The organism is Alkalicoccus chagannorensis DSM 18086 (genome assembly GCF_000429725.1).
Lineage (GTDB): Bacteria > Bacillota > Bacilli > Bacillales > Salisediminibacteriaceae > Alkalicoccus > Alkalicoccus chagannorensis.
Map to the genome: position 1 here is coordinate 223,072 of NZ_KE386944.1, position 25,087 is coordinate 248,158.

A 25,087-nucleotide genomic window follows, 5' to 3' on the forward strand; every position below is an offset into this window, starting at 1 on the left:
GAATACGTTATCAATCTCTTCGCACGCAGGCATAATGAAAGGAGGTGGAGAGATTGCGATACGGAAATCCCTTTCTCGGCCGGTACCTCCGCTATGTGACAGCGTGGCTGGCGCTCGGAATCTTTGTTCCGATTTTCACTGCTTCGCTCTGGATATCGCTGCTGAGCGTGCTGGCAGCGGCGGTGATCACGGTCGGTATCGATGCTGCAGGATGGCTCTGGTCTAAAAAGAAAGCGGAGGCTTTCACAGGAGAGCCCCTCCGCTGGTCGGCCGCTGCAGTCAAAACGAGTTCTGACTGGCGGGGCTATTTGATGGCGACGGACCAGTATTTCATCTTTGTTCCGTGTTTTCATAAAATCACCTCCGCCGCATCGTGGAAAGACATGGTCTCCTACGAGATGGAAGGCGCGCATCTTCATATGTATGTGAAGCAGCAGCAGACCGTGCGCTCCCTGCAGTTCGTCGTCTCGTCGCCTGAAAAAACAGCGCTTCAGTTAAAAGAAAGCCCGATTGAAGGGCCTGCCGGCTCCATCGAAGCCGGGCAGCAGTAAAAGAGCCGTCTCCAACGTCCGTTGAGGCGGCTCTTTTCTGTGCAGTGGCCTGCACGGGGTATGCTGATGAAGCGAGGCGCTGGCCTGCCCTGAAAGCAAGGACCGGCTCTGCGCATGCCGCAGGGCGGCTACGAGCGGCTGTCGGCGTAAGGAGCAGGGTCCAGCGTCCAAAAACGCTCAGTGTGGAGCATGTCTTCGATGAAATCGCTGTTCTGACGCTGTTTGACCTGTTCAATGAGGCCTGCTGTCTGCGACGCGTGCGCTTCAATGACGCCCAGCTTGTCTTCGCGCAGGTCGGCTACATCGATGTTGACATCCGGCGGTCCGAGCGCATCGTAGGCATCATTGGAGAAGGCGACGGCGTGAATCACCGGCTGGTTGTTCTCCGGCAGTCTGGCAACAGCGCGGGCGACGGCTTCGCCTGTAGCATTATGATCGGGATGAACCGCATAGCCGGGATAAAAGGTGATGATTTTCGCCGGGGCCAGTTCATTGATCACATCAGAAACACGTTCGGTGAGTGCCTCCTGATCGGCGAATTCAACGGTTTTGTCCCGCATCCCGAATCGGCGGAGGTCCCGGATGCCGAGCAGGCGGCAGGCTTCTTCGAGTTCCTGCAGCCGGATCTCCGGCAGGGTCTCCCGCGTGCACATCACCGGCCTGCCCATGTTCCGGCCCATCTCTCCCAGGGTAAGGCAAATATAGGTAACGGGCGTGCCGCTTCGTGTATGGTGCAGGATGGTGCCGGAAACACCGAACGCTTCATCGTCCGGGTGAGGGAAAATCACTAATACAGGATTGTCTGCCATGGCTCACTGCTCCTTTTTTAAGTTCGTTAAGAAAAATGCCGTAGAAGGAAGACGGCGGCGTCCGCCGTTCCGACCAACAGGTGCGTTGGTCTATTATTTACGGAAGGGTTCTCTGCTCAGCTCGAGTGCTGCAGCCAGGCGTCCTTCTGGATCATGCCCGGCGAAAAGAACCCGGTCCTGATCATCAATTTCCCAGTCTGTCAGTCCTTCTGCGTACAGCCAGCCGAGGCTCGTCTCCAAACCGATGCGGTACGGCCCTTCTCCGGCGATTCTGCCGTGGATGTAGCGGAGTTCGACATTGCGGATAAAGGCCCCGGCGGAGAAGAAGGAGGCATCATTGTGGCTGGCATAGGCGCCGTTGGTCGTCTCTAAATGGATGTAGAGCGTTTCTCCGGCGCGTTCGTTTAAGGCTTCCTGTACGGCTTCAGGTTGAATGCTTTTCAAGGGATTCTCCTTTCACGCGTGCAAGGCGGGAAGCGAGGGCTTCAGCCAGACTCTTCATCCCGGACAGGCCGGCTGCTTCTTCCGCTTCGGCGTTATAATTGGTATTCGTATTGACATCGTACGTATAGACCGTGCCGTCAGCTGCGGTAATCTGTTCAATCCCTGCAAAGGCAATGCCCTGATCTGCAAGGAACGCTTCGTACTGCGGAATCAGCGGACTGTCGAATTGGTCCCTGATTAGGAATTTCGGCCTTGGAGCTGTGCTTTCTCCCACGCGGCAGGCGTCTGCCGGGCAGAGCTCGAATCCGTCGGACGTATCGACGTCCACAGCATAGTAAAAGCGGCCGTCAATGAATTCGCAGCGCGTGATGACCGGTTCCGGCGCCTGAATGTATTCCTGCAGGAGCATGATGCCGTCGATGGACGGATCCACGCTTCCGGCATCCAGCGCCTGCTCCAGTTCTGCAATGCTGTCAAAGCGCTGGACACCGAGGCCTTTACCAGCCCGGTTATGCTTTGTGATGAATGGGAGGGGCATGCTGGCAGCAGCCTGCAGAAGCGGTTCCCGGCCGACGGCAGCTGTCGTCTTCGGAACAGGGATGCCGTGCTTTTTCAACGCTTCGTACTGGGCGGCCTTGCTCACTTCCAGGTAAAGCGCGTTCGATCCGTTGAGCACCGTCCGGCCGTGGCGCTCCAGCCAGTTCAGCACTGCAGAAGCAAGCTCCGGTGCGTAGCGGTGGCCTCTTGTGTGGGAGGAGGCGCTCATGCGGTTATAGAAGATTCCTTCCGGCGGGGTTTCGTCGAGCGGCACGAAGCCTTCGTGCAGGTGCCAGGACTCATACGGCACCCCCAGGGAATCCAGTGCGTCCAGCAGTGGCTGGGTCCACGTGTCATTTTCATGAATAATATATACTTTTTCCATAAGGGAAGCCCGCCTTTCATTTGTATGCAGTGTCCATTATACCATCTGCGTAGGCTGAATCAATCGGGGAGCCCCTGATGCAGACGGGGGTCTCCCCTTGTAGCCGAAGGGCGGGACGCTTATAATGAAGTCATCCGGCAGAGCCGGAATTCGTACTGCTGACAGGAGGAGAATACATGACGAAGGGAATTGTTTGTCTCGGGGAGGCACTGATTGACTTTATCCCGCTCGACGATCACAACGAAACGTTCCAGAAGAGTCCGGGTGGAGCACCGGCGAATGTGGCCGTGGGCCTTGCGAGGTTAGGGGAACGTGCGTCATTTGTCGGAAAAGTCGGCGACGACGTGCTCGGCCGGTTTCTGGAAGAGACGCTGTCTGGATATGGCGTGGATACGGCGGACATGTCGTTCACCAGAGAAGTGCGGACAGGCGTCGTGTTTGTGACGCTTGGCGAGGGCGGCGAGCGGAGCTTTGAATTTTACATAGATCCGAGTGCAGATCGTTTTCTCGAACCGGGAGAATGGCAGGAGGATCTGTTTACAGCAAACCGGGTGCTTCATTTCGGCTCGATCAGCATGATCAGTGAGCCGGCGGCTTCGGCAACCGTTGAGGCAGTGCAGCAGGCGAAAGCGGCGGGCATGCTCGTGTCGTATGATCCGAACCTGCGTCTCGGTCTCTGGCCGTCGGAAGCGGCAGCAAAAGAAAAGATCTCGTCGATGCTCGGAGAAGCGGATATCGTGAAAGTGTCCGAGGAAGAGCTGACTTTTTTGACGGGGGAAGAAGATCTCGACCGAGGCGCAGCGAGGCTGGAACCGTATGCTATTCCGCTGCTTGTCGTCACGCTCGGAGCAGACGGCAGCTGGCTGTACCTGCAGGGGGAAGAACCGGTCCACGTGCCCGCAGTGAAGGTGGAGGCGGTCGATACGACAGGCGCCGGCGATGCCTTTGTCTCGGGGATGCTGTATCAGCTTGCCCGGCTGGAGCATGACCTGCGTGAACTCTCTCCCGAGGAAGCGGCTGACATGGCACGATTTGCTGCTGTGTCCGGGGCTCTCGCCGCTTCGACAAAAGGGGCCATGACCGCACTTCCGACGCTCGATCAGGTAAAGGAGGCACTCTCATGACGGATAGAGAACAAGAGCTGCGCAGGCTTGCAGCGGAAAGTACAGCTGAGAAGAAAGACCTTGCCGCATCCGACCCGCACCGGCAGCGTTATCATCAAATGCCGACAGCAGGCCTGCTGAACGACCCGAACGGCTGGGTGCAGTGGAAAGGGACGTACCATCTGTTTTTTCAGTGGAACCCGTTTCAGCCGGATCACAGTCAAAAATTCTGGGGACACTGGACATCGAAAGATCTGGTGCACTGGACCGAGCATGAACCGGCGCTCGTCCCGTCAGAATGGTATGAAAAGAACGGCTGCTATTCCGGAAGCGGATTCGAAAAAGATGGGAAGCTTCATCTCCTCTATACCGGGAACGTCAAGGATGCTGAAGGGAATCGGGAATCCTATCAATGTCTCGCCGTCTCGACGGACGGGCGGACGTTTGAAAAGCAGGGGCCGGTCGTGAATACACTGCCTGCCGGTTATACGGCCCATTTCCGTGACCCGAAAGTATGGGAAGAAGACGGCACGTACTACTTTGTGATCGGCGCACAGACGGAACAGGAGACCGGGCAGGTGCTGCTCTACCGCTCGGAGGATGCGCATACGTGGACGTTTGCCGGTCCGCTTGCCGGATCCCATTTGAACGGCCTCGGCGCGTTCGGTTACATGTGGGAATGCCCGGACGCCTTTCATCTTAACGGGACGGACGTGCTGGTTGTTTCGCCGCAGGGACTCGATTCGGAAGGGAATCGATTCCAGAACGTGTACCAGGCAGGATACTTCCTCGGCACTATCGACAAAGAAATGCCGTCCTTTGACCACGGCGCCTTCCATGAGCTGGATGAAGGTTTTGATTTTTATGCGCCACAGACGACCGAAGACGAGCTCGGACGCCGCATTCTCGTCGGCTGGATGGGCGTGCCGGATTCCGATGAAGCGTATCAGCCGACCGTCGCCTACGAATGGGTGCACTGCATGACGATCCCGCGCGAGCTGCAGGTGACAAATGGCCGTCTGATCCAGCGGCCCGTCGACGAGCTTAAGACTCTCCGTTCCGGAGACCCGCTGGAAATGAGGATGCAGCTCTCGTTCGGGCAGGAAATTGCAGTCACGCCGGCTGCAGAAATCGACATCGACTGTTCGGCTGCCAATCGGATCGAGCTGGAGCTGCGCAGCGAAATGACGCTGTCCTGGGACAAAGATACCGGGGAGTTGACGCTGCAGCGTCCGAGCTTCCGCGACGGCAGCACGGAAACCCGCAGCTGCACGGTGCCGGAGCTGCATCACCTGCAGCTGTTTCTCGATCATTCTTCTGTGGAAGTATTTGTCAACGGCGGCGAAGCGGTGCTGACGTCGAGGTACTTCCCTCATCCGCAGCACAACGTGGTCGCTGCCGGCGGCGACGGTACGGTCGTCTGGACCTCGTGGGAACTTCGTAAAGAGGAGTAGCAGCCGATTTTTCGATCGAATATGGAAGAGACCATGGTTTCTCTTTCCTGTGCGTGTGAGCCCCCTCTGCTGTGTGCGGACGGGGCTCGTTCCTCGTTCAAATGATGACATAAGATTGGATAAGAGAAAGGCACCGCCTGCATACGCTGGATGGAAAGGAAGAACGGTTTGTTCTCCATCCTGTGAAGCGACAGCCGGCAACGAAGGAAAACACAGGACGGGAGGTGCTGGCGTGTACTTGTTTCTGGTGCGGAGTGGACGTTCCCGCCGCCGGCTCGGACGTTCAGCAGCAGCGGGCGGTCACCCAGCGGGCGGAAGCGGCCGTTCAGAAGGGAAAAGCGGCCGTTCGGGCGCTGGGCGGTCACTCCGTGACTGGTCTCGGACATTCAGCACGAAGCAGCGGACGTTCAGAGATAAGTGGCGGCCACTCCGCTTAGGCTGCGCGACCGTAGTCTGCCGTTATGTTGATAGGACATCTGATGCATTCTTATAAACGAAGCTCTGTTAAAGCTTGTTGCTCTTACTTGATGAAAGTAGCGATAGGCGGTGACGCTCAAGGGATAAGCGCCGTCCGAAAATCCTCCTTCGCTTCGCGAAGGATAGTTGAGGACAAGCCCCTGAGCAAGCGTCCGCCGAAAGCGGATGAAATCAACAACGAACGATAACATAGCCATAAACGAAAAAACCACCTCGGAAGAGAAACCTTCCGGGGTGGTCTGCGCAGCAGCGTTTCCTAGGTGATAAGAATGTACACGCCGTTCCGATCAAAAAGGCGCTGCGCGCTTTATTCAGCATCAGGAAGCCCGTTCTTCTGATGTTGCTTCGTCGGGTTCCTCGAGTGCATGCGGCAGTTCTCCGTCTGATGGTGTTTCTTCGGTTACGCGGAACTGCTGCACGGCCTGCTGCATGTCTTCAGCCATCCGACTGAGCGTTTCAGCAGAAGACGTGATCTCTTCCATGGAAGCGTGCTGTTCTTCGGCGGAAGCGGCCACGTTCTGTGTTTGATCGGACGCCGTTCTGGCAGCTTCTGCTGCCTCGCCGGCGCTCGTCTGAAGATCTGATGTACCTGCGGTGATCTGCTGGGCGGCCGCCGAAATATCGGTCATACGCGAGCTGACATCCTGGACCGACGCTTGAATGGCCTGGAACGCTTCGCCGGCAGCCTGCGCCCGGCGCTGTCCTTCTTCGGCAGACGTCCGGCCGTTTTTCATCGCAGCAGCGGAAGCATTCACGCCCTGCTGCATGTCCTCGAGCAGGCGCTGAATGTCGCCGGCAGAGCGTCCGGACTGTTCCGCCAGCTTGCGCACTTCATCGGCGACGACAGCGAAGCCTTTGCCGTGTTCCCCGGCTCGTGCCGCTTCGATGGCGGCATTCAGGGCCAGCAGGTTCGTCTGCTCGGCGACGTTTGTGATCAGGTCAATGATGGAGCCGATTTCCTGCGACTGCTGCTGCAGGGTGACCATGGATTCCGATGCCGCAGCAGTACTGCTGCTGATGTCATGCATCTGGGCGATTGTATCCTCCATGACGCGGGAGCCCTCCTCGGATCGGGAGGCAGCTTCTGCTGAAGCGTTGTTGGTCTCTTCAATCCCCGCTGAAATCTGTTCCATTCCTTTCGACATATCGTCGGTTGTCCGGGTGAAATCGGACGAGCGCTGCTGCTGCTGGTCCGCACCGCTGGAAAGTTCTTCGATCGAGCCGGTGATCGTCTCCGTCGCCCGGCTGGACTCTTCGGCACTTGCCGTCAGTTCTTCCGCGGAGGCGGCGACCTGCTGGGCGTGGTCGGTAATGGAGAGAAGCAGCGTGCGCAGCTGGTCTGTCATGTCATTCATATAGCTTTCCAACGTGCCGAATTCATCCTTCGTCTCCGCCGGCAGCGGCTCCGCGGGAATATCCCCTTCGCTGATCCGGCTCGCCCTTGTCATGATCCGCTGCAGGCTTCTCGTGATCGTTCTTGTCAGCAGCCAGATGATGACGGCGGCCGCTGCTGCCGCCAGAGCCATGACGACGATATACGTGGTCTGTGCGGCGGTGAGGGCGCTCTGTGCGTCTTCGCCAGCTTCGTACACATCCGCCATCGTTAAATCACGGAGGTTTTCGGAAGCAGTGCTGGAAGCCGAACGGTAAGATTCCAGCGCTGCGAGCTGAGACGGATCCTCATCTCCTTCGGCCACCGAGAGCACGTCATCGATGTTGTTATTGGAAGCGCTCAGCGTGGAGAACCAGCGCTCATGATCATTGGACGTAAGCTGTCCATCCAGCGCTGCTGCATGTTCTTCAAACATTTCGTTGTACTGCTGGAGGCGGTTGTCGTCGAAGTAACCGTCGGAGACAGCGCGCTCCGCCTGTATGTATTTCGCTCGAACGAGGGAGCCCATGTCCGTTGCACGGACAGCCTGCTCCGCCCGGTCTTCCAGCTCGCTGACTTCGTCGTTCACCATCTGCAGCGCGATGAAACTGCCGATCAATCCTCCGAGGAAGACGAGCAGAATGGCACCGAAGGCACCAAACAATTTCACTCGGAGTGAACTATTTTTCCATTTATTCATAAAAAACGCCTCCTCTGATCCTAGCCGGTCAGGGAGAAGATGTCCCTGCAGCTGGCTGGCATGGCCTCTCGGCTTCAGCCCCTTTAGCTTTGCGTCACTGCATTTCTGCAGCTTTGCCTATGTGTGAGCTTAATATACATCTTTATGCCCATGAAAGCAATCAATATTTTAGATTTGTTGAGAAGTGAAACAGGTATTTATCCCTGCACAGCGGATATCGCTGCCGTCTTCCCCACGTGAGGAGGAGTCTGTGCCTCCGACGACGAAAAAAAAGCACCGGAAGGGAGATGACTTCCGGCGTCTTTTTTTCAGGATGACAGCGCCAGCGTGGGTGGTCCTTTTGCGGAAAGGACATCAAGAACACAGCGGCAGTGGTGCTGCTCCTGCGTCACGACGCGTCGGTCGTGCTATTTACTCATGGCCTTCTCGAGCGATTCCTTGATCCGGGCTTCGTCGAAAGGCTTTACAATGAAATCCACGGCGCCTTTCTGAATAGCATCAACGACCATGTTCTGCTGTCCCATGGCAGAGCACATGACAACTTTGGCGGAAGGATCCTGTTCGCGGATTTTCTCCAGCGCTTCAATCCCATTCATTTCCGGCATGGTGATATCCATCGTGACCAGATCTGGTTGATGTTCTTTATACATCTCGACAGCTTCCTGTCCATTCTCCGCTTCTGCTACGACTTCATAGCCCGCGTCGGTAACCATTTTTTTCAGCGTCATCCGCATGAATGCAGCATCGTCGGTAATCAATAGTTTCGCCATTTCGTCATACAGCCTCCTCAGCACAACCTCATATTGTGGGTATTAAGAATGATGCATTATTGCGTTTCTTCCAATCGAAAGTCCTTTATTATTATGCCATACTTTCGAAAGAGAGGGAAGTCATCTGGGATAAATGTCTTTCGACAGGAGAAAAAAGACGCAGAAAGGGGGATCATCTCTCTGTAAGGATTCTACTCCGGCAGTATCGAAGGTAAGCGTCAAAGAATACGTATCTTCAAGACACGTGCGCTTTATCTATACTGAAAGCAAGCCAGTAGATAAGAGGCATGAGGTCAAGTCTGTTGTTGTTTCTATAAAAACAACAGAAATTATTTGGAATACGGAGGGACGCTCTGCTTCCGCTGGTCTGCCTCCGGCAGCCGGATCTTCGAATCGGCCTGATCCTCCCGGAGTCGCCGGCTTCGCGCCGCTCTTTTTTTAAAAAGCTCTGTGATTGTTTATTGTTGATAATGACAGAAAACGCCGCTGCAACTCGGCAGGCTTGCCGTGGAGGGAATCTCCAGCTTCCTCGGTCTAACGCCCTGCGGGATCTTCCGATCTCCTTCTTCCACAGGCGTCCGCCGGTCTTCGCTGCGTCCTTCTGAAAGAGGGGAAGAAGGACTTGAAGACAAGCCCTGCGGAAAACCCGGCGCGGCAGGCACGCCAGCGCCTGATTTCCGTACGTATTCTTTGACGCTTACTATCGAAGGACGTTTGCTGATGCCAAAAAGCAGGAAAATAAGGGTTGTATGAAGAAAAAGGAGGAGAGGACGGATGGCAGACGCATTCGCGAATGACTGGCAGGAAATTGTTGGCGGTGAAATGGAGAAATCGTACTTTCAGGAACTGAAGCAGTTTTTGAAGGAAGAGTACGAACAGCAGCGGGTCTATCCGCCAAAGCCGCTCATCATGAACGCCCTGTATACGACCCCTTACCGGAAAACGAAAGTAGTGCTCATCGGACAGGATCCCTACCATGGGGAAGGCCAGGCTCATGGTTTGAGCTTTTCCGTCCGGCCCGGCGTGAACGTGCCGCCGTCATTGAAAAATATATTTAAAGAGCTTCAGGAGGATCTCGGGCACCCGGTGCCGCAGCACGGTTGTCTGCAGCCATGGGCGGAGCAGGGAGTGCTGCTGCTCAATACGGTCCTCACCGTCCGGGCTGGAGAACCGCAGTCCCATCAGGGAAAAGGATGGGAGACGTTTACGAACGAAGTCATCGATCAGCTCAACCTCCGGGAAGAACCAGTGATTTTTCTACTGTGGGGGCGATCGGCCCAGGCGAAGAAGGAACGTATTGATACGTCCCGTCACGCCGTGCTGGAATCCCCGCATCCGAGTCCCTTTTCCGCCAACCGCGGATTTTTTGGGAGTCGGCCGTTTTCGACAATCAACACCCAGCTCGAGTCATGGGGCATGGACCCGATTGACTGGGAGCTGCCGGTGACATGGGAGGAATCAACGTGAAACACCTGCAGGATACTGTCAAGCTCCATAATGGAACAGAGATGCCGTGGGTTGGTCTCGGCGTCTACAAGGTCGATGAAGCAACCGAAGTCGAACAGGCCGTGGAAACAGCGCTCGAGACCGGGTACCGCAGCATCGATACCGCGTCTTTCTACGATAACGAGGCCGGGGTGGGCCGGGCTGTGAAGCGGTCCGGTGTCCCGGAGGACGAGATTTTCATCACGACGAAAGTATGGAATGACCAGCAGGGATACGAGGAGACGCTCCGCGCGTTTGAAGCAAGCCGGGAGAAGCTCGGAATGGATATCGACCTGTACTTGATCCACTGGCCGGTCAAAGAAACGTACCGCGACACGTGGCGTGCGCTGGAAAAACTGTATGCACGCGGGGACGTCCGTGCCGTCGGGGTCAGCAACTTCGAGCCGCATCATCTGCAGGAGCTCCGGCAGGTATCCGATCTGGTGCCAATGGTCAACCAAGTGGAGTATCATCCGTGGCTTGCCCAGAAAGAACTGCTCGAATACTGCCGAACGAACGGCATACAGCTCGAAGCGTGGAGTCCGTTGACGCGGGGCCGGAAGCTCGACGATCCGATCGTCGGCAGAATCGCCGGGCGCCATGGCAAAACTCCGGCGCAGGTCATTCTCCGCTGGGATCTGCAGCAGGAGGTTGTCACGATTCCGAAGTCTGTTACGCCGGCGCGGATCCGGGAAAATGCGGACATCTTTGACTTTGAGCTCTCTGCGGAGGAGCAGCGGGAATTGAATGCGCTCGACGCCGGCATCCGGTTCGGGAAGCATCCGGACGAATTTGCCTGACTGTACGACGGGGTGGAACAACCGAACAGCGGCCGTGAACGAAGGCTTGCTGAGAGCGGCATCATAACGCAGAAAGGATGAGAAAGGATGAAGACAGCATTTATTGGAACGGGTGTGATGGGCGCGGGCATGGTCCGCAACCTGATGAAAGGCGGCCACGAACTGATTCTGTATACGAGGACGAAGGCGAAAGCAGACCCGCTGCTCGCCGAGGGCGCTTCCTGGGCTGACTCTCCAGCAGAAGCCGCCGCCGGAGCAGATGCTGTTATTACTATGGTTGGGTATCCGGAAGACGTCCGTCAGGTGTATGATGAAATCATACCAGCAGCTTCAGAAGGAACGCTGCTGATTGATATGACAACCTCCCGTCCGGACCTGGCGGCAGCCATTGCCGCCGAGGCGGAGAAAGCCGGGCTGCACGCACTGGATGCGCCCGTCTCCGGAGGGGATACCGGAGCGCGGGATGGAAAGCTCGCGATCATGACAGGCGGCAGCACGCGTGCTTTCACTCTGGCCGAACCTTTGTTTCAGCTCATGGGAACGAACATCCAGCATCTTGGTGACGCGGGAGCGGGGCAGTACACGAAAATGGCGAATCAGATTTCGGTTGCCTCGATTATGATGGCAGTGAGTGAATCGCTCGCTTATGCGGACAAAGCCGGTCTTGACCCGCGGCAGGTGCTGGAGACGATCGAGACTGGGGCGGCAGGAAGCTTCGCGTTGACGAACCTCGGCCGCCGCATGCTCAACGAAGACTATGAACCCGGATTTTACGTGAAACACTTCATCAAGGATATGCGGATTGCGATTGAATCCGCACAGGATATGGGACTGGAGCTTCCAGGATTGACGCTCGCGGAGAAGCTCTATACAGAACTGGCAGAAAACGGGGAGGAGAATGCAGGGACGCAGGCGCTGATCAAAGCGTATCTCTCCTGACCCGCAGGGGGGAGTCTATGTTTCAACATTTACGAGGAAAGCTGTTTGCGTTTATGCTGCTCGTTTCGCTCGGACCGATGCTGCTGATCGGTATCGCGGGCTTTACCGCGCAGCAGGAAGAGATGTCAGAAGGCGCCGAACAAGCGCTGCAGGACCAGAGCGGCAGGCTCTCGGATGAAGTCGGCCGATATCTGCAGGAGCGGATGCAGGATGTGGAATACTTATCACAGAATCCGATCCTCCGCATGGGCAGTACAGGCGCCGAAGCATCCGGCACCGAGCTGGAGACGTTCCTCGAAACGCATGACATGTATGAGGACGTGTATCTTGCGTACACGAGCGGCATCATTCTCACCGACGTGCACAGCGGCTTCCGTGGAGAAAACCTCCGCGACCGGCCGTGGTTTTCAGACATAACGTCGGGAGAAGCCGTGATCTCCCGCATGTACTACTCGGATCTGCGTGAGGAGCCGGTGATGGTCATGGCGGCCCCGCTGTATGACGCGGGCGGTCAATGGACGAGAATCATCATTCCGGCTTTCGATATCGAATCCTTTCACAGGGAAATGACAGGATTTTTAGAACGGGAAAGCGGCGCCTGGGAGACGGACAGCGTGCTGATGAACGAATCGGGCGAGGTCATTATCCACGAAGACATGGATCAGGTGCTCCGTGACAATTACCTGGAACAAAGGAACATCGAGCAGGCAGTGGAAGACGACGCGCTCGTCCGTGCGAATGGGGATGTTCATGCCTTTACATCGGTGGACAGCTTCCCGGGGTTTGACCATAACTGGTACATATCCGTCTCCGCGGCTGAAGAGGAGATGTTTGCCCCGCTGGATGCCCTGCTCCGGGACTACCTGCTCATTGCCCTCCTGGTGCTGCTCGGCGTCATTCCGGCGGTGTTCTGGCTCTCGAGCAGGCTGACGGTGCCTGTCCATCAGCTCATGGAAAAAGCCGCTGCTCTTGCTGCCGGACGGGAGCCGGTGCCCGCTTTTAAAGGCACGTACGCCGAGATCACCCAGCTGAACGAGACGTTCGATTCGATGGCAAACGAAATCAAAGACCGCGAAGAACTGCACCGGCGCTCCACGCTCGTACTCGAATCAACAGACAACGGCGTGTTCTCCTTTGAAGCAGCTTCCGGCAGCATCACGCTCTGGAACCGGCGCTGCCGCAGCATGTTCGGTCTCGACAAGCCGGATACCATCGCCGATATCGCAGCAGCTTCCCCGGCGTTCCGCACGCTGCTGCCGTCGCTGTCTTTCTCTGCCGGCAGTACCGAACGGGAGATGAAGCTGGAAGAGGACGGCTCCGTGCGGACGTTTACAGTTTCGACCACCCCGCTGGACGGGGCGGAGAAAGAAGAGTGGCTCGTGCTCTTTTTTGATATGACCGACAAGCGGAACATGGAGCAGGAGATGGTCCGGTCGGAGAAGTTGAAGGTCATTGCCCAGATGGCGGCCGGTTTTGCCCACGAAGTGCGCAATCCGCTGACGACCATCCGCGGGTTCATTCAGCTGGCCCATGAGAAGCAGGAGCCGATCGGAGAAGCGTATTATTCGCTCGTCATGGAAGAGATCGACCGGGTGAACAAGATCATCCATGAACTGCTGCAGACGGCAGATCCGGACCCGGATACCGAGGTCACGGTGATCGATGTCAATCGCGTGCTTCACGATGTGATGGCGCTGCAGGAGATGCAGCTGCGCTCCCGTTCGATTTCCTGGGTGCAGGATCTCGATCCGCAGGTGCCCCAGGTTTTCGCCGACGAAGGGAAACTGAAACAGGCGCTGATCAACCTGATCCAGAATGCGGTGGAAGCGATGCCGGCAGGCGGAGAGCTGACGATACGCACGTTCCCGAAGGAGGAAGCGGCGGCGGTCGAAATTGAAGATACCGGCATCGGCATGGATGAGGACACGATGGACAAGCTGGGCACCCCCTTTTTCACGAAGAAAGAGACGGGAACGGGCCTCGGCCTGACGGTGAGCTACGGTCTGGTGGAGGAGATGCAGGGCCGGATGGTGGTCGCTTCCCGTCCGGAAGAGGGGACATGTTTTCAGATGATGCTTCCGGCTTATGATCCGGCCGGATAGCTGCGTAGAACAAAACGGCTTCGCGCTTTTGTTCTATGCTGGATTGCTGTAGGATACAAAGTAGGACAATAGGTACTGATACTATAAAACCGAGGTGAAGCAGATTGAAAAAAGCACTGGTAGCCGGGGCAACCGGCCTGATTGGAAGAGAACTTGTGACACAGCTGACAGAGAGCGGGGAGTACGAAGAGATCCACCTGCTGACGCGGCGCCGGACGCCGTTTTATGAAGAAGAAAAAGTGACCGAGCATGTCGTGTCGTTTGAGGAGCTGGAGGAGAACAAGCATCTGTTCGATGGTGTGGACGATGTGTTTGTCACGCTTGGCACAACGATGAAAAAGGCGAAGTCACGCGAAGGTTTCATGCAGGTTGACTACTTGTATCCGCTGAAGCTGGCGGAAATTGCGAAGGAGCAGGGAACAGAACGGTTTCTCGTGATTTCAGCCGCAGGAGCGGACCGGGACGCGCGCTTTTTCTACAGTCAGGTGAAGGGAAGCATGGAAGAGAGCCTTATGTCGCTTGATATGAAGGCCCTCCATATCATCCGGCCGTCACTCATTACCGGGGACCGCTACGAATTCCGCCTCGGAGAGAAGTCGGCAGAGCTGCTGTCGAAACCGCTGCAGGGACTCATGACAGGTGCGCTCGGCAAGTATAAGCCGATCGAAGCGGCCGCAGTGGCCGAAGCCATGGTATGGATCGCGCGCACGGACAGCACCGGGCTGCACATGTATGAAAACGAGGACCTGCATGACATCCAGACGGCGCTTCATGGAGAGCCGGAACAGGAGAAAAAGCAGGAGCCTTCCGAGCAGAAATACAGCCAGCAGTGGAATCTCGACACGATTTTCCCCGGTGGAAGCAGCTCGAAGCAGTTCCAGCAGTTTCTCGTGAACGTGGAAACCGACTTGAGCCTGGCGAAGACGAAAGTCGATAAGGCGCGGGAGAAGGACACGCCGGACCAGGAAGAATGGGCCGGTATCATCACGAAGATTCAGCAGATCGGCATGAAAGTGCGGGAAGTGAACGCCTTTGTCAGCTGTCTGACTGCGCAGGATACAACCGATGAGGATGCCGTGCTGCTCGGCGGCCGTACGAAGCAGGCAGCATCTGCGTACGGACAGCTGCTCTCCGCGATCGATGAAGAGCTGCTGCACATGACCGATGCCCAGTGGCAGGATTTCGTGAAGCAGGACAGCATGCAGCAGATTCTTTTCAACCTGGAAGAACGTCGTGAGCGCGCGAAGGAAAAACTTCCTGCTGATAAAGAACAGCTCATTCAGAAGCTTGCTGTCGACGGCTACCAGGCATGGGGCGATCTGTATAACGTGATTACCGGCCGCATGAAGGTCGAGATCCGCGAAAAAGGGCGCCGCCGGAAGTACTCCGTCGGGCAGGCAGCCAACAAGCTTTCCGATAAGAACCGGAATGTGCGCAAGCACGTCTTTGAGCAGTTTGAGAAAGCGTGGGAAGACGAAGCGGATCTGTTTGCCTCGTCGCTGAACCACCTCGCCGGCTTCCGGCTGGAAACGTACGATGCACGCGGCTGGGACAGTGTCCTGAAAGAGCCGCTCATGATCAACCGTATGCAGCAGGAAACGCTGGACGTGATGTGGGATACGATCACGAAGAACAAAGATGTTTTCACGGGCTACCTGCACCGCAAGGCAGAGCTGCTCGGCGTGGATAAGCTCGCCATGTATGACATCAGTGCGCCGCTGTCCAAAAAAGTACCGCAGGTCAGCTACGACGACGCCGCGGATATGATTGTGACGCAGTTCGGTAAATTCAGCCCGCAGATGGCCGAATTCGCCCAGACGGCGTTTGATAATGAATGGATCGAAGCGGAAGACCGGGACAACAAGCGTCCGGGCGGCTTCTGTACGAGCTTCCCGATCCGCGAGCAGTCGCGTATTTTCATGACGTATGACGGATCGGCGTCGAACGTGGCCACCCTTGCCCACGAGCTCGGTCACGCGTACCACCAGCACGTCATGAACGATCTGCCGTACATGGCTCAGGGGTATGCGATGAATGTGGCGGAGACGGCATCAACGTTTGCCGAGATGATTGTAGCCGATGCCTCGATTAAGCAGGCGTCTTCGGAAGAGGAGCGCATTCAGCTGCTCGACGACAAGCTGAATCGCAGCATTGCCTTCTTTATGAACATTCATTCCCGGTTCCTCTTTGAGACCCGCTTCTACGAAGAACGCCGGAACGGGCTCGTCAGCAAAGACCGGCTCAATGAACTGATGACCGAAGCGCAGGAAGAAGCCTACTGCGGGGCACTCAGTGAATATTCACCGACGTTCTGGGCATCGAAGCTGCACTTCCACATTACCGGCGTTCCGTTCTACAACTTCCCGTACACGTTCGGCTACCTCTTCAGCATGGGCATCTATGCGAAGGCGGCGAAAGAAGGCGCTGATTTTGACCAGAAGTATGTAGATCTGCTCCGGGATACCGGCCGTCTTGACGTGGAGACACTCGCGGACAAGCACCTCGGTGTCGACTTGACGAAGCCGGACTTCTGGCAGGAAGCGATTGATTTCCTGAAAGAAGACGTGCGTACGTTCATGGCATTGACGGAAGAAAGAGTGAAAGGCTAAAGACAGGCAGCGGGGGCGGCTCATCCAAGGATGGACCGGCCCCTGATGCGCGAAGGGGAAAAGGAGAAGATCGTTATGGATATTCCAGCAAAACTGGTCGTTGAGAAAATGGAATCCGAGCTCGCGCGGTTGAAAGAAACGCTGGATGACAGCAGTGCCGGATCGTACCGGGATCATGCCCAGTCGTTGAAAACGTACTGCGAGCTCCTGCTGGAATCCCAGCATACCGGCACGTACTACAAAGCACCGCCGGTACAGCATGCATCCCCGGAAGACGTGCGGCAGCCGCAGACGCCGGCGGAGTCGTACAAGCCGGGAGCCGCTGCAGAAAAGCAGCCGAAACAGCGGCCGTCGTTTTACGACGAAGGCGATAAGCCGGAAAGTGACAGCCTGCTCGACTTTTGATGTCATCGACACGTTGAAACCAGCGTGCATCGTTATTTCTAATGGCTATGTTATCGTTCGTTGTTGATTTCATCCGCTTTCGGCGGACGCTTGCTCAGGGGCTTGTCCTCAACTATCCCTTGAGCGTCGCCGCCTATCGCTGCTTTCATCAAATAACAACATCAAGTTTTAACAGCGCTTTTCTAATAAAGAAAGCTGCCTTTCTGGATGGAGCCAGGAAGGCAGCTTTCTTAGCATGTATGAAAGTATAGAGTGTCATCAAAGGCAGGCAGAGCACTCTACCTGCTTACGACATCTTTGCCGCTTGCTGGGTAGAAACGTTTGGTCACGTTTTTGGCTGCAGTCGACGAGGTTCAGATGCGAGTCGACAGGCTTTGTGTGAGCAGCCTTCTCCTCCTGCTCTATCCTCAGGAGAAATCAGGGTTCCGCCACTCCACCAGCACCCCGTAGTTCCCGGATTCTTCATCATCCAGATAGTCCGGGATGGCCTCTACGATATGCAGCCCCTGCTTCAGCATAAAGGAGAGCACTTGATCTTTTTTCTCCCCGGCTGCCACGGCTTCCAGATACGCGTCGATACCAAGCTCCTGTCCCTGGAAGTCCGGAATGCGGGCGCCTGCTACGTACCGGCGGAGACCGAGGCGTCGTACCAGGTCAAAACGCGCCTGATACAGCGCACCTGCAGCGCCGGCTCCCCGGAACGACGGCCGCACGCACAGATCAATCCCGTACAGCGTATCCCCGTCCGGATCGTGCGTACCACGGATATATCCGTCATCCGCCACTTCCTCCCACGTATGATGCCCGTTTTGCAGCGTCGTCACGAGCGAAGTCGCCGACCCCGCCGGCTCCCCATCTGCAAACACCATCATCCCCCCTTCGGGAAACGTGGATACGTGTGCCTCGATGTGCTCCCGCGACCACCACAGCTCCTCAGGAAACGGGGGCGGAAAAGCTTCCTTCTGTATCTGCAGCAGGGCATCAAAATCAGCGATTGTATACGGACGAACGGTTAGTTCCGGCATGTAAGCACCTCCTGAATAGTCGTCCCTTCATTATAGTAGGACGTCGGCGCAGGCGCAAAAGAGAGCCCGACAAAGCGAGAGACAGAGCGGGTTCACATTTTCTCCATTCCTGTCCGGGCCGAATCCTGATAAGATAGACGAGAGACTCTACGGAAAAAGAGGGATATCTATGCAGTTATTTTTGATTATCGGAGGCATCATGGCCTTTTTGTTTGTTGCGATCGGTGCATTCGGCGCGCATGCGCTGGAGGCGAGACTCGAAGAACTCGGCCGGACCGCCACGTTCGAGACGGGTGTGCAGTATCATATGATCCACGCCCTGGCGATCGTCGCTGTCGCCATCCTGACGCAGCACTTGGAAGCTTCCGGCCTGCTCTACGGCGCCGGCTGGGCCTTCACAATCGGCATCATCATTTTCTCCGGCAGCCTCTACGTGCTGAGCCTGACCGGCATCGGCATCCTCGGTGCGATCACCCCGATCGGCGGCCTAGCCTTTCTCACCGGCTGGGTGCTGCTCGTGATTGCCGCTGTTTCAGGCGGCGCGTAACCAAACAGAGGTTCAGCAGCCAAGCTGCTGTACGCTCCAACGCTTGATGCTTATACGATACAAAAAGAGCGCCGTCTCCCTGATAAAGGAACGGCGCTTTTTTCATAGTATAGGAATGTATACGTGTTCATACAAGAAGCCTGCAGCGATGCCGCACACCGTTCCGACCTAAAGGCGCTCTGCGCCCTTTGTTCTGACGTGCAGATGACGGCCAACGTGGTGGATCAGACAGCAAAGAGCGGCTTCACGTCGTCTTCACTCATCGTCTTTCCGACGTAAAAGGTACCGAAGTCGCCATATCTGGCGCTGACTTCGTCAAAGCGCATTTCATAGACGAGCTTTTTGAATTCCAGCACGTCGTGCGCGAAGAGCGTCACGCCCCATTCCCAGTCGTCGAATCCGACAGAGCCGGAAATGATCTGGCGCACTTTCCCTGCGTACTGCCGGCCGATCATACCGTGGGAGCGCATCATGCTGGACCGCTCTTCCATCGACAGCATGTACCAGTTATCGTTGCCCTGGCGGCGTTTGTCCATTGGATAGAAGCAGACATACTTCCATTTCGGCAGAATCGGTTTCAGCCGTGCCTGAATCTCCGGATCTTCGTTTGGATCTTTTTCTGCCGGAAGATAGTTACTCAGTTCTACTACAGAGACATAGGAATAGGTCGAGGTCAGGAACTCTGCCAGCCGTGTTTTGTTGAACTGCTGTTCCAGGTCCATCAGCTCGTCCATCGTCGGACGGAGCCAGAAAAACATGATGTCTGCTTTCTGTCCCATAATCTGATACATGCCGTGACTTCCTTCGAGCTTGTCCTGTACGCTGGACCATTCCTGCTGCAGATCGAGGAACTCCTGTAAAATCTGATGCCGCTCTTCTTCCGAGATCTTCTTCCATTCTGCCCAGTTCACTTTGCGCAGGTCGTGGTAGCAGTACCACCCATCCAACGTTTTTGCCGGTTCTGCCATATTAGGTCACTCCATTTCATCATCTAATCTCACAGGGACCATTATACAAGGCAGAGCGTACAAAAGCCAAATCTACTGCCGGTTCCGCTGAACGAATGCCTGCAGCGCCTCCTGGTGGGCGCGGGATCGTCCGGCGATGCGCTGGGAGCGGACCTCCATGTCGAGGATGTCCGGAAGGGACGCGTCAAAGCCGTGTTTCATGTTCTGCTTCATCAGTCCGTACGCCGGCAGCGGGGCAACGACAAGCCGTTTTAAAAGCTCTTCCGGCCAGCCGGTGCCGTGGATCAGCCCGATTTCTTCGGCCTCTGCCGGAAGGACTTTTTTGCCGGTGCCGAGTTCGAGGGCTTTCGAGAGGCCGACGAGGCGCGGAAGGTAGTAGGAAGCGCCCGCGTCTGGAGCAAGCCCGATGTTGAGAAAACTGAGCGAGCAGACGGCGTCCGGCGCGGCGTAACGGAAGTCACAGGCGAGCGCGATACTCAGCCCTGCTCCGACGGCCATGCCATTCAAATAGGCAACGGTCGGTTTTTCCATCCGCTCCAGCAGGAAAATAAGCCGGTTGTACGTTTCTTCGAGGTAGTCGCCGTGATCAAACGTCTCTAATTCCTCGAGCGGAATGCTCTTCAGATCGGCCCCGCTGGAGAACGCATCGCCGGAACCAGTCAGGATGACGACACGCACTTCGGGATCTTCGTTCGCTCTCGAAAGACAGTTGTACAGGTCCTCGTGCATCTCTTTGTTGATGGCATTTTTAACATCGGGACGGTTCAACGTAATAACACCCGTCTTCTGTTGTTTTTCATACGTTACGGTTCGCATCAGGATAACCCCTCTCTTGGATTAAAGTGCCCGGCCGGTGACGGCACCATCATAAATGGCTTTTTTCGCATCGAGTCCAAGGGCGTCGGCGGCTCCACCGATGACGTGGACACTCCGGCCTCGTGCCTGCAGCTCGTCTGCCAGTGTCGTATTCGTCAGCTGCCCGGCAGCGGTGACGACGACGGCAGCTTCGATCGTCCGTGGCTGTCCATCGATCGTGACGTGCACGGCACCGGGTTCAATCCGATCGTACGATTCGATGCCGCCGGTCATGCGGATGCCCTTCTGCTTCATCTCCATCAACGTTGCCCAGCGCGTCGTTTTGCCGAGGCCGCGGCCGAAAGAGGTGGAGCGCTGCAGCAGCTGAATCGGGGAAGTGCCCCGTTCGGCGCTGTAGAGTGCGAGGTCACATGCGATGCCGCCGCCGCCGATAACGACCATCGGGCCGTCCGGCGTCGTGTCACGCTGGAAGATCTCCTGGTAGGAAACGGCGTGCTCGATTCCCGGGATCTCCGGCTGGCGCGGGGTGATCCCGGCAGCGATGATCACTTCATCTGTATGAAGAAGCGGATCGTCTGCATCCACACGGGTGCCGAGGCGGACATCGACACCGAGCTTGTCGAGCTGCACGCGGTAATAACGAAGCGTTTCGTAAAACTCTTCTTTGCCCGGAATCCGTTTCGAGTAGTTCAGCTGCCCGCCCAGCTCTTCCCGCGCATCGATCAGCGTCACGTGATGGCCGCGGAGAGCGGCAACACGGGCGGCTTCCATGCCGGCGGGACCGGCGCCGACGATGCTGATCCGCTTCACGTGATCCGTCTCTTCCAGCGGCAGGTCGAGCTCCCTTCCTGCCTCTGGATTCACGAGGCAGGTGGCAGCTTTTCCTTCGAAAACGTGGTCCAGGCATGCCTGGTTGCAGGCGATACAGGTGTTGATTTCTTCATGCCGCGCTTCCTTCGCTTTTGTTAAAATATCCGGGTCGGCAAGAAACGGCCGTGCCATCGAAATGAGCTGAACGTTGCCGCGCTGAAGTACTTTTTCGGCATCGTGGGCGTTGTTGATCCGATTGCTCGCAATAACGGGAATGTCGACCGCACCGGCAATGGATTCCGCTACGGGCACGAACTGCATGCGGGGCACCTTCATCGAAATCGTCGGCACCTTCGATTCGTGCCAGCCGATGCCGATATTGAGTGCATCTGCTCCGTGCTGCTCCAGCTCCCGTGCCCAGCGGAGCGTCTCTTCTTCGGTAGTGGAACCTTCGATGAGGTCGATGCCGGACATGCGGAAAATGACCGGATAGTCCGGACCGACCGCCTGTCGGACCGCCCGCAGTACATCGAGCGGGAAGCGGAGGCGTCTCTCGATATCCCCTCCCCAGGCGTCCGTCCGCTGATTTGTGACAGGGGAGACGAACTCGTTAATCAAGTAGCCTTCTGAGCCCATGATTTCGACAGCGTCAAAGCCGGCGCGCACGGCCCGTTCTGCACCGGAGGCAAAGGCAGCTATCGTGTTTTGAATATCGTCTTCCGTCATTTCTTTCGGCGTATCCGGATTGATGGGGGACTTGATGGCCGATGGTGCAAACGACGTCATGCCGGTCATCGCCTGATACGCGTAGCGGCCCGAGTGGAACAGCTGCAGCGCAATAGCGCCGCCTTCCTCATGGACAGCCCGGGTCAACGGCTGCCAGCGGGAGGCATCCTCTTCCTCGTAGATCGACATAAACTCTTCTCCGCCGCCGCTGCCTTCCGGTGAGACAGCCGCTCCGCCGGTAACAATCAGACCGACATCGGCTGCAGCACGCCTCCGGTAAAACTCCGTCAGCCTTTCTTCTCCGCGGTCCAGTCCTTCCAGACCGACGTGCATCGATCCCATCATGACACGGCTCCTCAGCTTTAACGGGCCTATGTGTACAGGTTCAAACAGCATCGTACTCCTCCTTTGTAATCGTCCCGGCAGCAGCGTCCGCACCGGGAATGACTGAACATTCATTCATTATTGTCAGTATACCTGACACACTGCCGGCTGTCAGCATGATTCTGAAAATTAGAACTTTCCACCGTAAGCCTTTTCACTATTTTGCAAATGGCGCAGGAAAGAGTATGCTGGAGATAATGGATAATATAAAGGAGGAATTCCTGTGAGCAGCATGTTTACAGCGATCGCAGATAAAGTCAAGACAGCCAAGCCGTCCATCGTCTTTCCAGAAGGAAACGATGAGCGCATTCTGGAGGCGGCAGTCCGCCTGCAGCAGGACGGAGTGCTTGAACCGCTCGTCATCGGCAGCGAAACCGAGGTGACCGGACTGGCAGATAAGAACGGGTGGGACGCATCCGGCCTGCACATTCTCGACCCGGCTGTGTACGATGCTTTTGATGAACTCGCGGATGCGTTTGTCGAACGACGCAAAGGAAAGAATACGAAAGAAGAAGCGATGGACATTCTCAAGCAGCCGAACTATTTCGGAACGATGCTCGTCCACACCGGCCGTGCAGCAGGGCTGGTGAGTGGAGCGGTTCATTCCACGGGCGATACCGTCCGTCCAGCGCTGCAGATCATCAAAACTAAAGAAGGCGTCAAGAAAACGTCCGGCGTCTTTGTCATGGTCAAAGACGACGAGCGCTATATCTTCGGCGACTGTGCCATCAACATCGCACCGAGCAGCGACGACTTGGCGGAAACAGCGGTGGAAGCAGCGAAAACCGCAGAAGTCTTCGGCATCGACCCGCGCGTCGCGATGCTGAGCTTTTCCACGAAAGGTTCAGCGAAAAGTGAAGAAACCGAGCGTGTTGTAGAAGCGACCCAGCTCGCGCAGGAGAAGGCACCGGAGCTGAACGTCGACGGCGAATTTCAGTTTGACGCAGCCTTCGTACCGGAAGTAGCGGCGAAAAAAGCGCCGGACTCGCCACTGGAAGGGAAAGCGAACACCTTTATCTTCCCGAGTCTTGAAGCCGGCAATATCGGCTACAAAATCGCCCAGCGCCTCGGCGGCTATGAAGCGGTAGGACCAATTCTCCAAGGCTTGAACAAGCCGGTGAATGATCTCTCCCGCGGCTGCAGCACCGAGGATGTTTACAACCTTGCTTTGATCACCGCGATGCAGAGCCTTCAGGACGAAGCGTAACGAGGTGAATGAAAAAAGCCTGTCAGGAGGAGTCTCTCTGGCAGGCTTTTTTTGCGGTTTGAGAAAATATACGCTTCACAGGAGGAAGACGGTGTCCTTGTATGATGCATAGGAAGAAGCCTGCATTGCACGCGGGTGTGGTTGAGAAGCAGGACGAAGCGTCGATGAGCGGATTTTCGCCGGCTGGCCGTGGCAGCCGGGGATCGGAAGGGTTAGGTGGATGACGGGCTGACGTCAGCGTGGCGCAATAAGCGGGCAACGTATCGGGTTTGCTGCTGGAACAGGCGCAAAACGGTCGCAAGGTGGCTCAAAAACAGCGGCGTGGCGCAAAAATTCCGGGAAGCGACGCGCGGGCGGTGCCAGGGCGCCCGCTTCCGAGTGGGAAGCAGCGCAAAAAGTTGGTGAAGTGACGCAGATATGGATTCGGCACAGCATAAGCGTCAATCACCTCGTTTTCGCCGGCTGCCAGTAGCAGCCGGGGGACCGGAACGGAAGAAGAGCTGGGACAAAAAAGTTTTCTAAGAAGGCCGTTCATTGCTCGTCTAACAAGCATCAAAAACTTCTTCCAGTATCGATGCAATGAGGTTAGTCACCGCAAATGGACCATCATGTTTTGTTATCGTGAAAAGACAAGCCCGAGGGAAAAGCAAGGGCTGAAGATGTCCCGTCGCTGTTTTTGCGACGGTTAGCTGAAGCCTTACCCATGGCAAGCGATTGTCATTGGAAGGATCAATCCCCTCATACAAAAAGCCCTCACCGACATGGTAAGGGCTTCTTTCTATTTTGGTTTTGTCCCAGCCTCTTCTTCTATCTCTTCTGCCGTCCGAGAGCGGCTGTCTACCTCAAGTAGAGGCGGTTCAGTTTATCCCGCACATTCACATAGATGAGCAGGACCGCAATGCCGTAGAGGATAAAGACGGCAAAGGAAGTTAAGTTCGGGGCGCCGTCCAGAATGCTCCGTAAAAGAAAGGCCGCGGCGCCGAGCGGAAGAAAGAGAAACAGCATCAGAGGCTGCAGCTGATGCAACAACTTGAGCCGGCCGTCGCTCCACGTTTTGTTGATGCCGAACAGCCAGATGGAGACGCCGGCGATGATCATGATCGGAAGGGCGGTGCGGCCCGGTGCCAATTCACCGATGAAAATGACGGCGATGACGAGACCGAAGCCGACGCCGAGGGCATTCACCGCCATCTTGAAAGAAAAATCCGCCACGGGACTGTCATGCTGCAGGTCGAGCGCCAGCTCCTTCGGCGTTCCGATCCCTGCGACGGCTTCTTCGACCGCCGCTTCCCAGGCGGTACCTGCTTCATGTTTTTCCTTGGCGATCTGATACAATTCTTCTTTGATTTCCTGCGCGTGCGTTTTTTTCTCTTTTTCCGTCTTGTCGTTTAAATGATCCATGACTTCTTCTACATACTCTTCAATTAACGGTTCCTTCATCCTCTGATCGCTCCGTTTCTGTCTGAGTTCCTGCTCCCTACAGCATAGCATCGGAAAAATTTTCTGTCTACGTGCCTGATATGGCGGGAATTCTCCAGATTTCTCTCAAAAAAGGCATGTTTTTTTGAAAAAAGCGCTTGCAATCTTTTTGTCTTGATATATAATAGATTTTATAAACATCAACTGTTATAAAACAGTTTGAAATTCAGCAGCTTGAAGGAG

21 protein-coding genes and 1 riboswitch are annotated in these 25,087 nt (G+C 56.2%); of the genes, 11 read left to right on the plus strand and 10 right to left on the minus strand.

The features are described from left to right. Positions 1 to 53: 53 nt before the first annotated feature. Positions 54 to 551, plus strand: a complete 498-nt coding sequence (locus tag G477_RS0116025; RefSeq protein ID WP_026698775.1) for a hypothetical protein — start codon at positions 54 to 56, stop codon at positions 549 to 551. 128 nt (positions 552 to 679) lie between these two features. Here G477_RS0116025 and bshB2 read toward each other — a convergent pair whose 3' ends face one another. From bshB2 to G477_RS0116040, 3 genes are all read right to left on the minus strand, one after another. After that, positions 680 to 1,360 (minus strand): bacillithiol biosynthesis deacetylase BshB2, encoded by a 681-nt coding sequence (gene bshB2, locus G477_RS0116030; protein ID WP_026698776.1) that lies wholly within the window; start codon positions 1,358 to 1,360, stop codon positions 680 to 682. 93 nt (positions 1,361 to 1,453) lie between these two features. After that, positions 1,454 to 1,804: a YojF family protein gene (locus G477_RS0116035; RefSeq protein WP_026698777.1), complete on the minus strand. Its 351-nt coding sequence runs from the start codon at positions 1,802 to 1,804 to the stop codon at positions 1,454 to 1,456. Beyond that, a complete protein-coding gene (locus G477_RS0116040; protein ID WP_026698778.1) occupies positions 1,785 to 2,726 on the minus strand; it encodes an ATP-grasp domain-containing protein in 942 nt (313 codons plus the stop codon). The genes G477_RS0116035 and G477_RS0116040 overlap by 20 nt, the downstream gene beginning before the upstream one ends. Before the next feature lie 176 nt (positions 2,727 to 2,902). Between G477_RS0116040 and G477_RS0116045 the strand changes: the two genes are divergently transcribed. Both G477_RS0116045 and G477_RS0116050 read left to right on the plus strand, forming a co-directional pair. Beyond that, a complete protein-coding gene (locus G477_RS0116045; RefSeq protein WP_026698779.1) occupies positions 2,903 to 3,850 on the plus strand; it encodes an aminoimidazole riboside kinase in 948 nt (315 codons plus the stop codon). Beyond that, positions 3,847 to 5,283 carry a sucrose-6-phosphate hydrolase gene (locus G477_RS0116050; RefSeq protein WP_026698780.1) on the plus strand — a complete coding sequence of 479 codons (1,437 nt, stop codon included), beginning with the start codon at positions 3,847 to 3,849 and terminating at the stop codon, positions 5,281 to 5,283. The genes G477_RS0116045 and G477_RS0116050 overlap by 4 nt, the downstream gene beginning before the upstream one ends. Before the next feature lie 794 nt (positions 5,284 to 6,077). Here the strand turns inward: G477_RS0116050 and G477_RS19990 are convergent. Together G477_RS19990 and G477_RS0116065 are read right to left on the minus strand one after the other, a co-directional pair. Then, positions 6,078 to 7,832 carry a methyl-accepting chemotaxis protein gene (locus tag G477_RS19990; protein WP_051288136.1) on the minus strand — a complete coding sequence of 585 codons (1,755 nt, stop codon included), beginning with the start codon at positions 7,830 to 7,832 and terminating at the stop codon, positions 6,078 to 6,080. A gap of 43 nt (positions 7,833 to 7,875) precedes the next feature. After that, positions 7,876 to 7,960, minus strand: a riboswitch (cyclic di-GMP riboswitch). A 279-nt stretch (positions 7,961 to 8,239) separates the two neighbouring features. Then, positions 8,240 to 8,602 (minus strand): response regulator, encoded by a 363-nt coding sequence (locus G477_RS0116065; RefSeq protein WP_026698782.1) that lies wholly within the window; start codon positions 8,600 to 8,602, stop codon positions 8,240 to 8,242. A 774-nt stretch (positions 8,603 to 9,376) separates the two neighbouring features. On the opposite strand from G477_RS0116065, the gene G477_RS0116070 reads away from it, so the two are divergent. The 6 genes from G477_RS0116070 (at position 9,377) to G477_RS0116095 (ending at position 16,942) form a co-directional block, all read left to right on the plus strand. After that, a complete protein-coding gene (locus tag G477_RS0116070; RefSeq protein WP_026698783.1) occupies positions 9,377 to 10,069 on the plus strand; it encodes a uracil-DNA glycosylase in 693 nt (230 codons plus the stop codon). After that, positions 10,066 to 10,887, plus strand: coding sequence for an aldo/keto reductase (locus G477_RS0116075; RefSeq protein WP_026698784.1), 822 nt, complete (start codon positions 10,066 to 10,068; stop codon positions 10,885 to 10,887). Before G477_RS0116070 ends, G477_RS0116075 begins: the two co-directional genes overlap by 4 nt. Before the next feature lie 87 nt (positions 10,888 to 10,974). Beyond that, entirely contained in the window at positions 10,975 to 11,826 is an 852-nt protein-coding gene (locus G477_RS0116080) for an NAD(P)-dependent oxidoreductase (RefSeq protein WP_026698785.1), read from the plus strand. Positions 11,827 to 11,843: 17 nt separating this feature from the next. Next, complete coding sequence (locus G477_RS0116085; protein WP_026698786.1) at positions 11,844 to 13,928, plus strand: PAS domain-containing sensor histidine kinase; 2,085 nt, start codon at positions 11,844 to 11,846, stop codon at positions 13,926 to 13,928. A gap of 104 nt (positions 13,929 to 14,032) precedes the next feature. Beyond that, a complete protein-coding gene (locus G477_RS0116090; protein WP_084406302.1) occupies positions 14,033 to 16,537 on the plus strand; it encodes a M3 family oligoendopeptidase in 2,505 nt (834 codons plus the stop codon). A 75-nt stretch (positions 16,538 to 16,612) separates the two neighbouring features. Then, positions 16,613 to 16,942, plus strand: a complete 330-nt coding sequence (locus G477_RS0116095; protein ID WP_156897382.1) for a YwdI family protein — start codon at positions 16,613 to 16,615, stop codon at positions 16,940 to 16,942. Between the two features lie 407 nt (positions 16,943 to 17,349). Here G477_RS0116095 and G477_RS0116100 read toward each other — a convergent pair whose 3' ends face one another. Beyond that, positions 17,350 to 17,967: a GNAT family N-acetyltransferase gene (locus G477_RS0116100; protein WP_026698789.1), complete on the minus strand. Its 618-nt coding sequence runs from the start codon at positions 17,965 to 17,967 to the stop codon at positions 17,350 to 17,352. Between the two features lie 169 nt (positions 17,968 to 18,136). On the opposite strand from G477_RS0116100, the gene G477_RS0116105 reads away from it, so the two are divergent. After that, positions 18,137 to 18,514 (plus strand): DUF423 domain-containing protein, encoded by a 378-nt coding sequence (locus G477_RS0116105; protein WP_026698790.1) that lies wholly within the window; start codon positions 18,137 to 18,139, stop codon positions 18,512 to 18,514. A gap of 224 nt (positions 18,515 to 18,738) precedes the next feature. Here the strand turns inward: G477_RS0116105 and hemQ are convergent, their stop codons facing one another. The 3 genes from hemQ to G477_RS0116120 form a co-directional block, all read right to left on the minus strand. Continuing rightward, complete coding sequence (gene hemQ, locus G477_RS0116110; protein WP_026698791.1) at positions 18,739 to 19,482, minus strand: hydrogen peroxide-dependent heme synthase; 744 nt, start codon at positions 19,480 to 19,482, stop codon at positions 18,739 to 18,741. Positions 19,483 to 19,554: 72 nt separating this feature from the next. Then, the gene (locus G477_RS0116115; protein WP_026698792.1) at positions 19,555 to 20,298 is read right to left on the minus strand and encodes an enoyl-CoA hydratase/isomerase family protein; all 744 of its coding nucleotides are present in this window, start codon (positions 20,296 to 20,298) and stop codon (positions 19,555 to 19,557) included. Positions 20,299 to 20,319: 21 nt separating this feature from the next. Next, a complete protein-coding gene (locus tag G477_RS0116120; RefSeq protein WP_035212216.1) occupies positions 20,320 to 22,230 on the minus strand; it encodes an oxidoreductase in 1,911 nt (636 codons plus the stop codon). A 211-nt stretch (positions 22,231 to 22,441) separates the two neighbouring features. Here G477_RS0116120 and pta point away from each other — a divergent pair, with 211 nt between their 5' ends. Beyond that, complete coding sequence (gene pta, locus G477_RS0116130; protein WP_026698794.1) at positions 22,442 to 23,425, plus strand: phosphate acetyltransferase; 984 nt, start codon at positions 22,442 to 22,444, stop codon at positions 23,423 to 23,425. 837 nt (positions 23,426 to 24,262) lie between these two features. On the opposite strand, the gene G477_RS0116140 is transcribed toward pta, so the two are convergent. Then, positions 24,263 to 24,865: a hypothetical protein gene (locus G477_RS0116140; protein WP_026698795.1), complete on the minus strand. Its 603-nt coding sequence runs from the start codon at positions 24,863 to 24,865 to the stop codon at positions 24,263 to 24,265. Between the last annotated feature and the right edge of the window lie 222 nt (positions 24,866 to 25,087).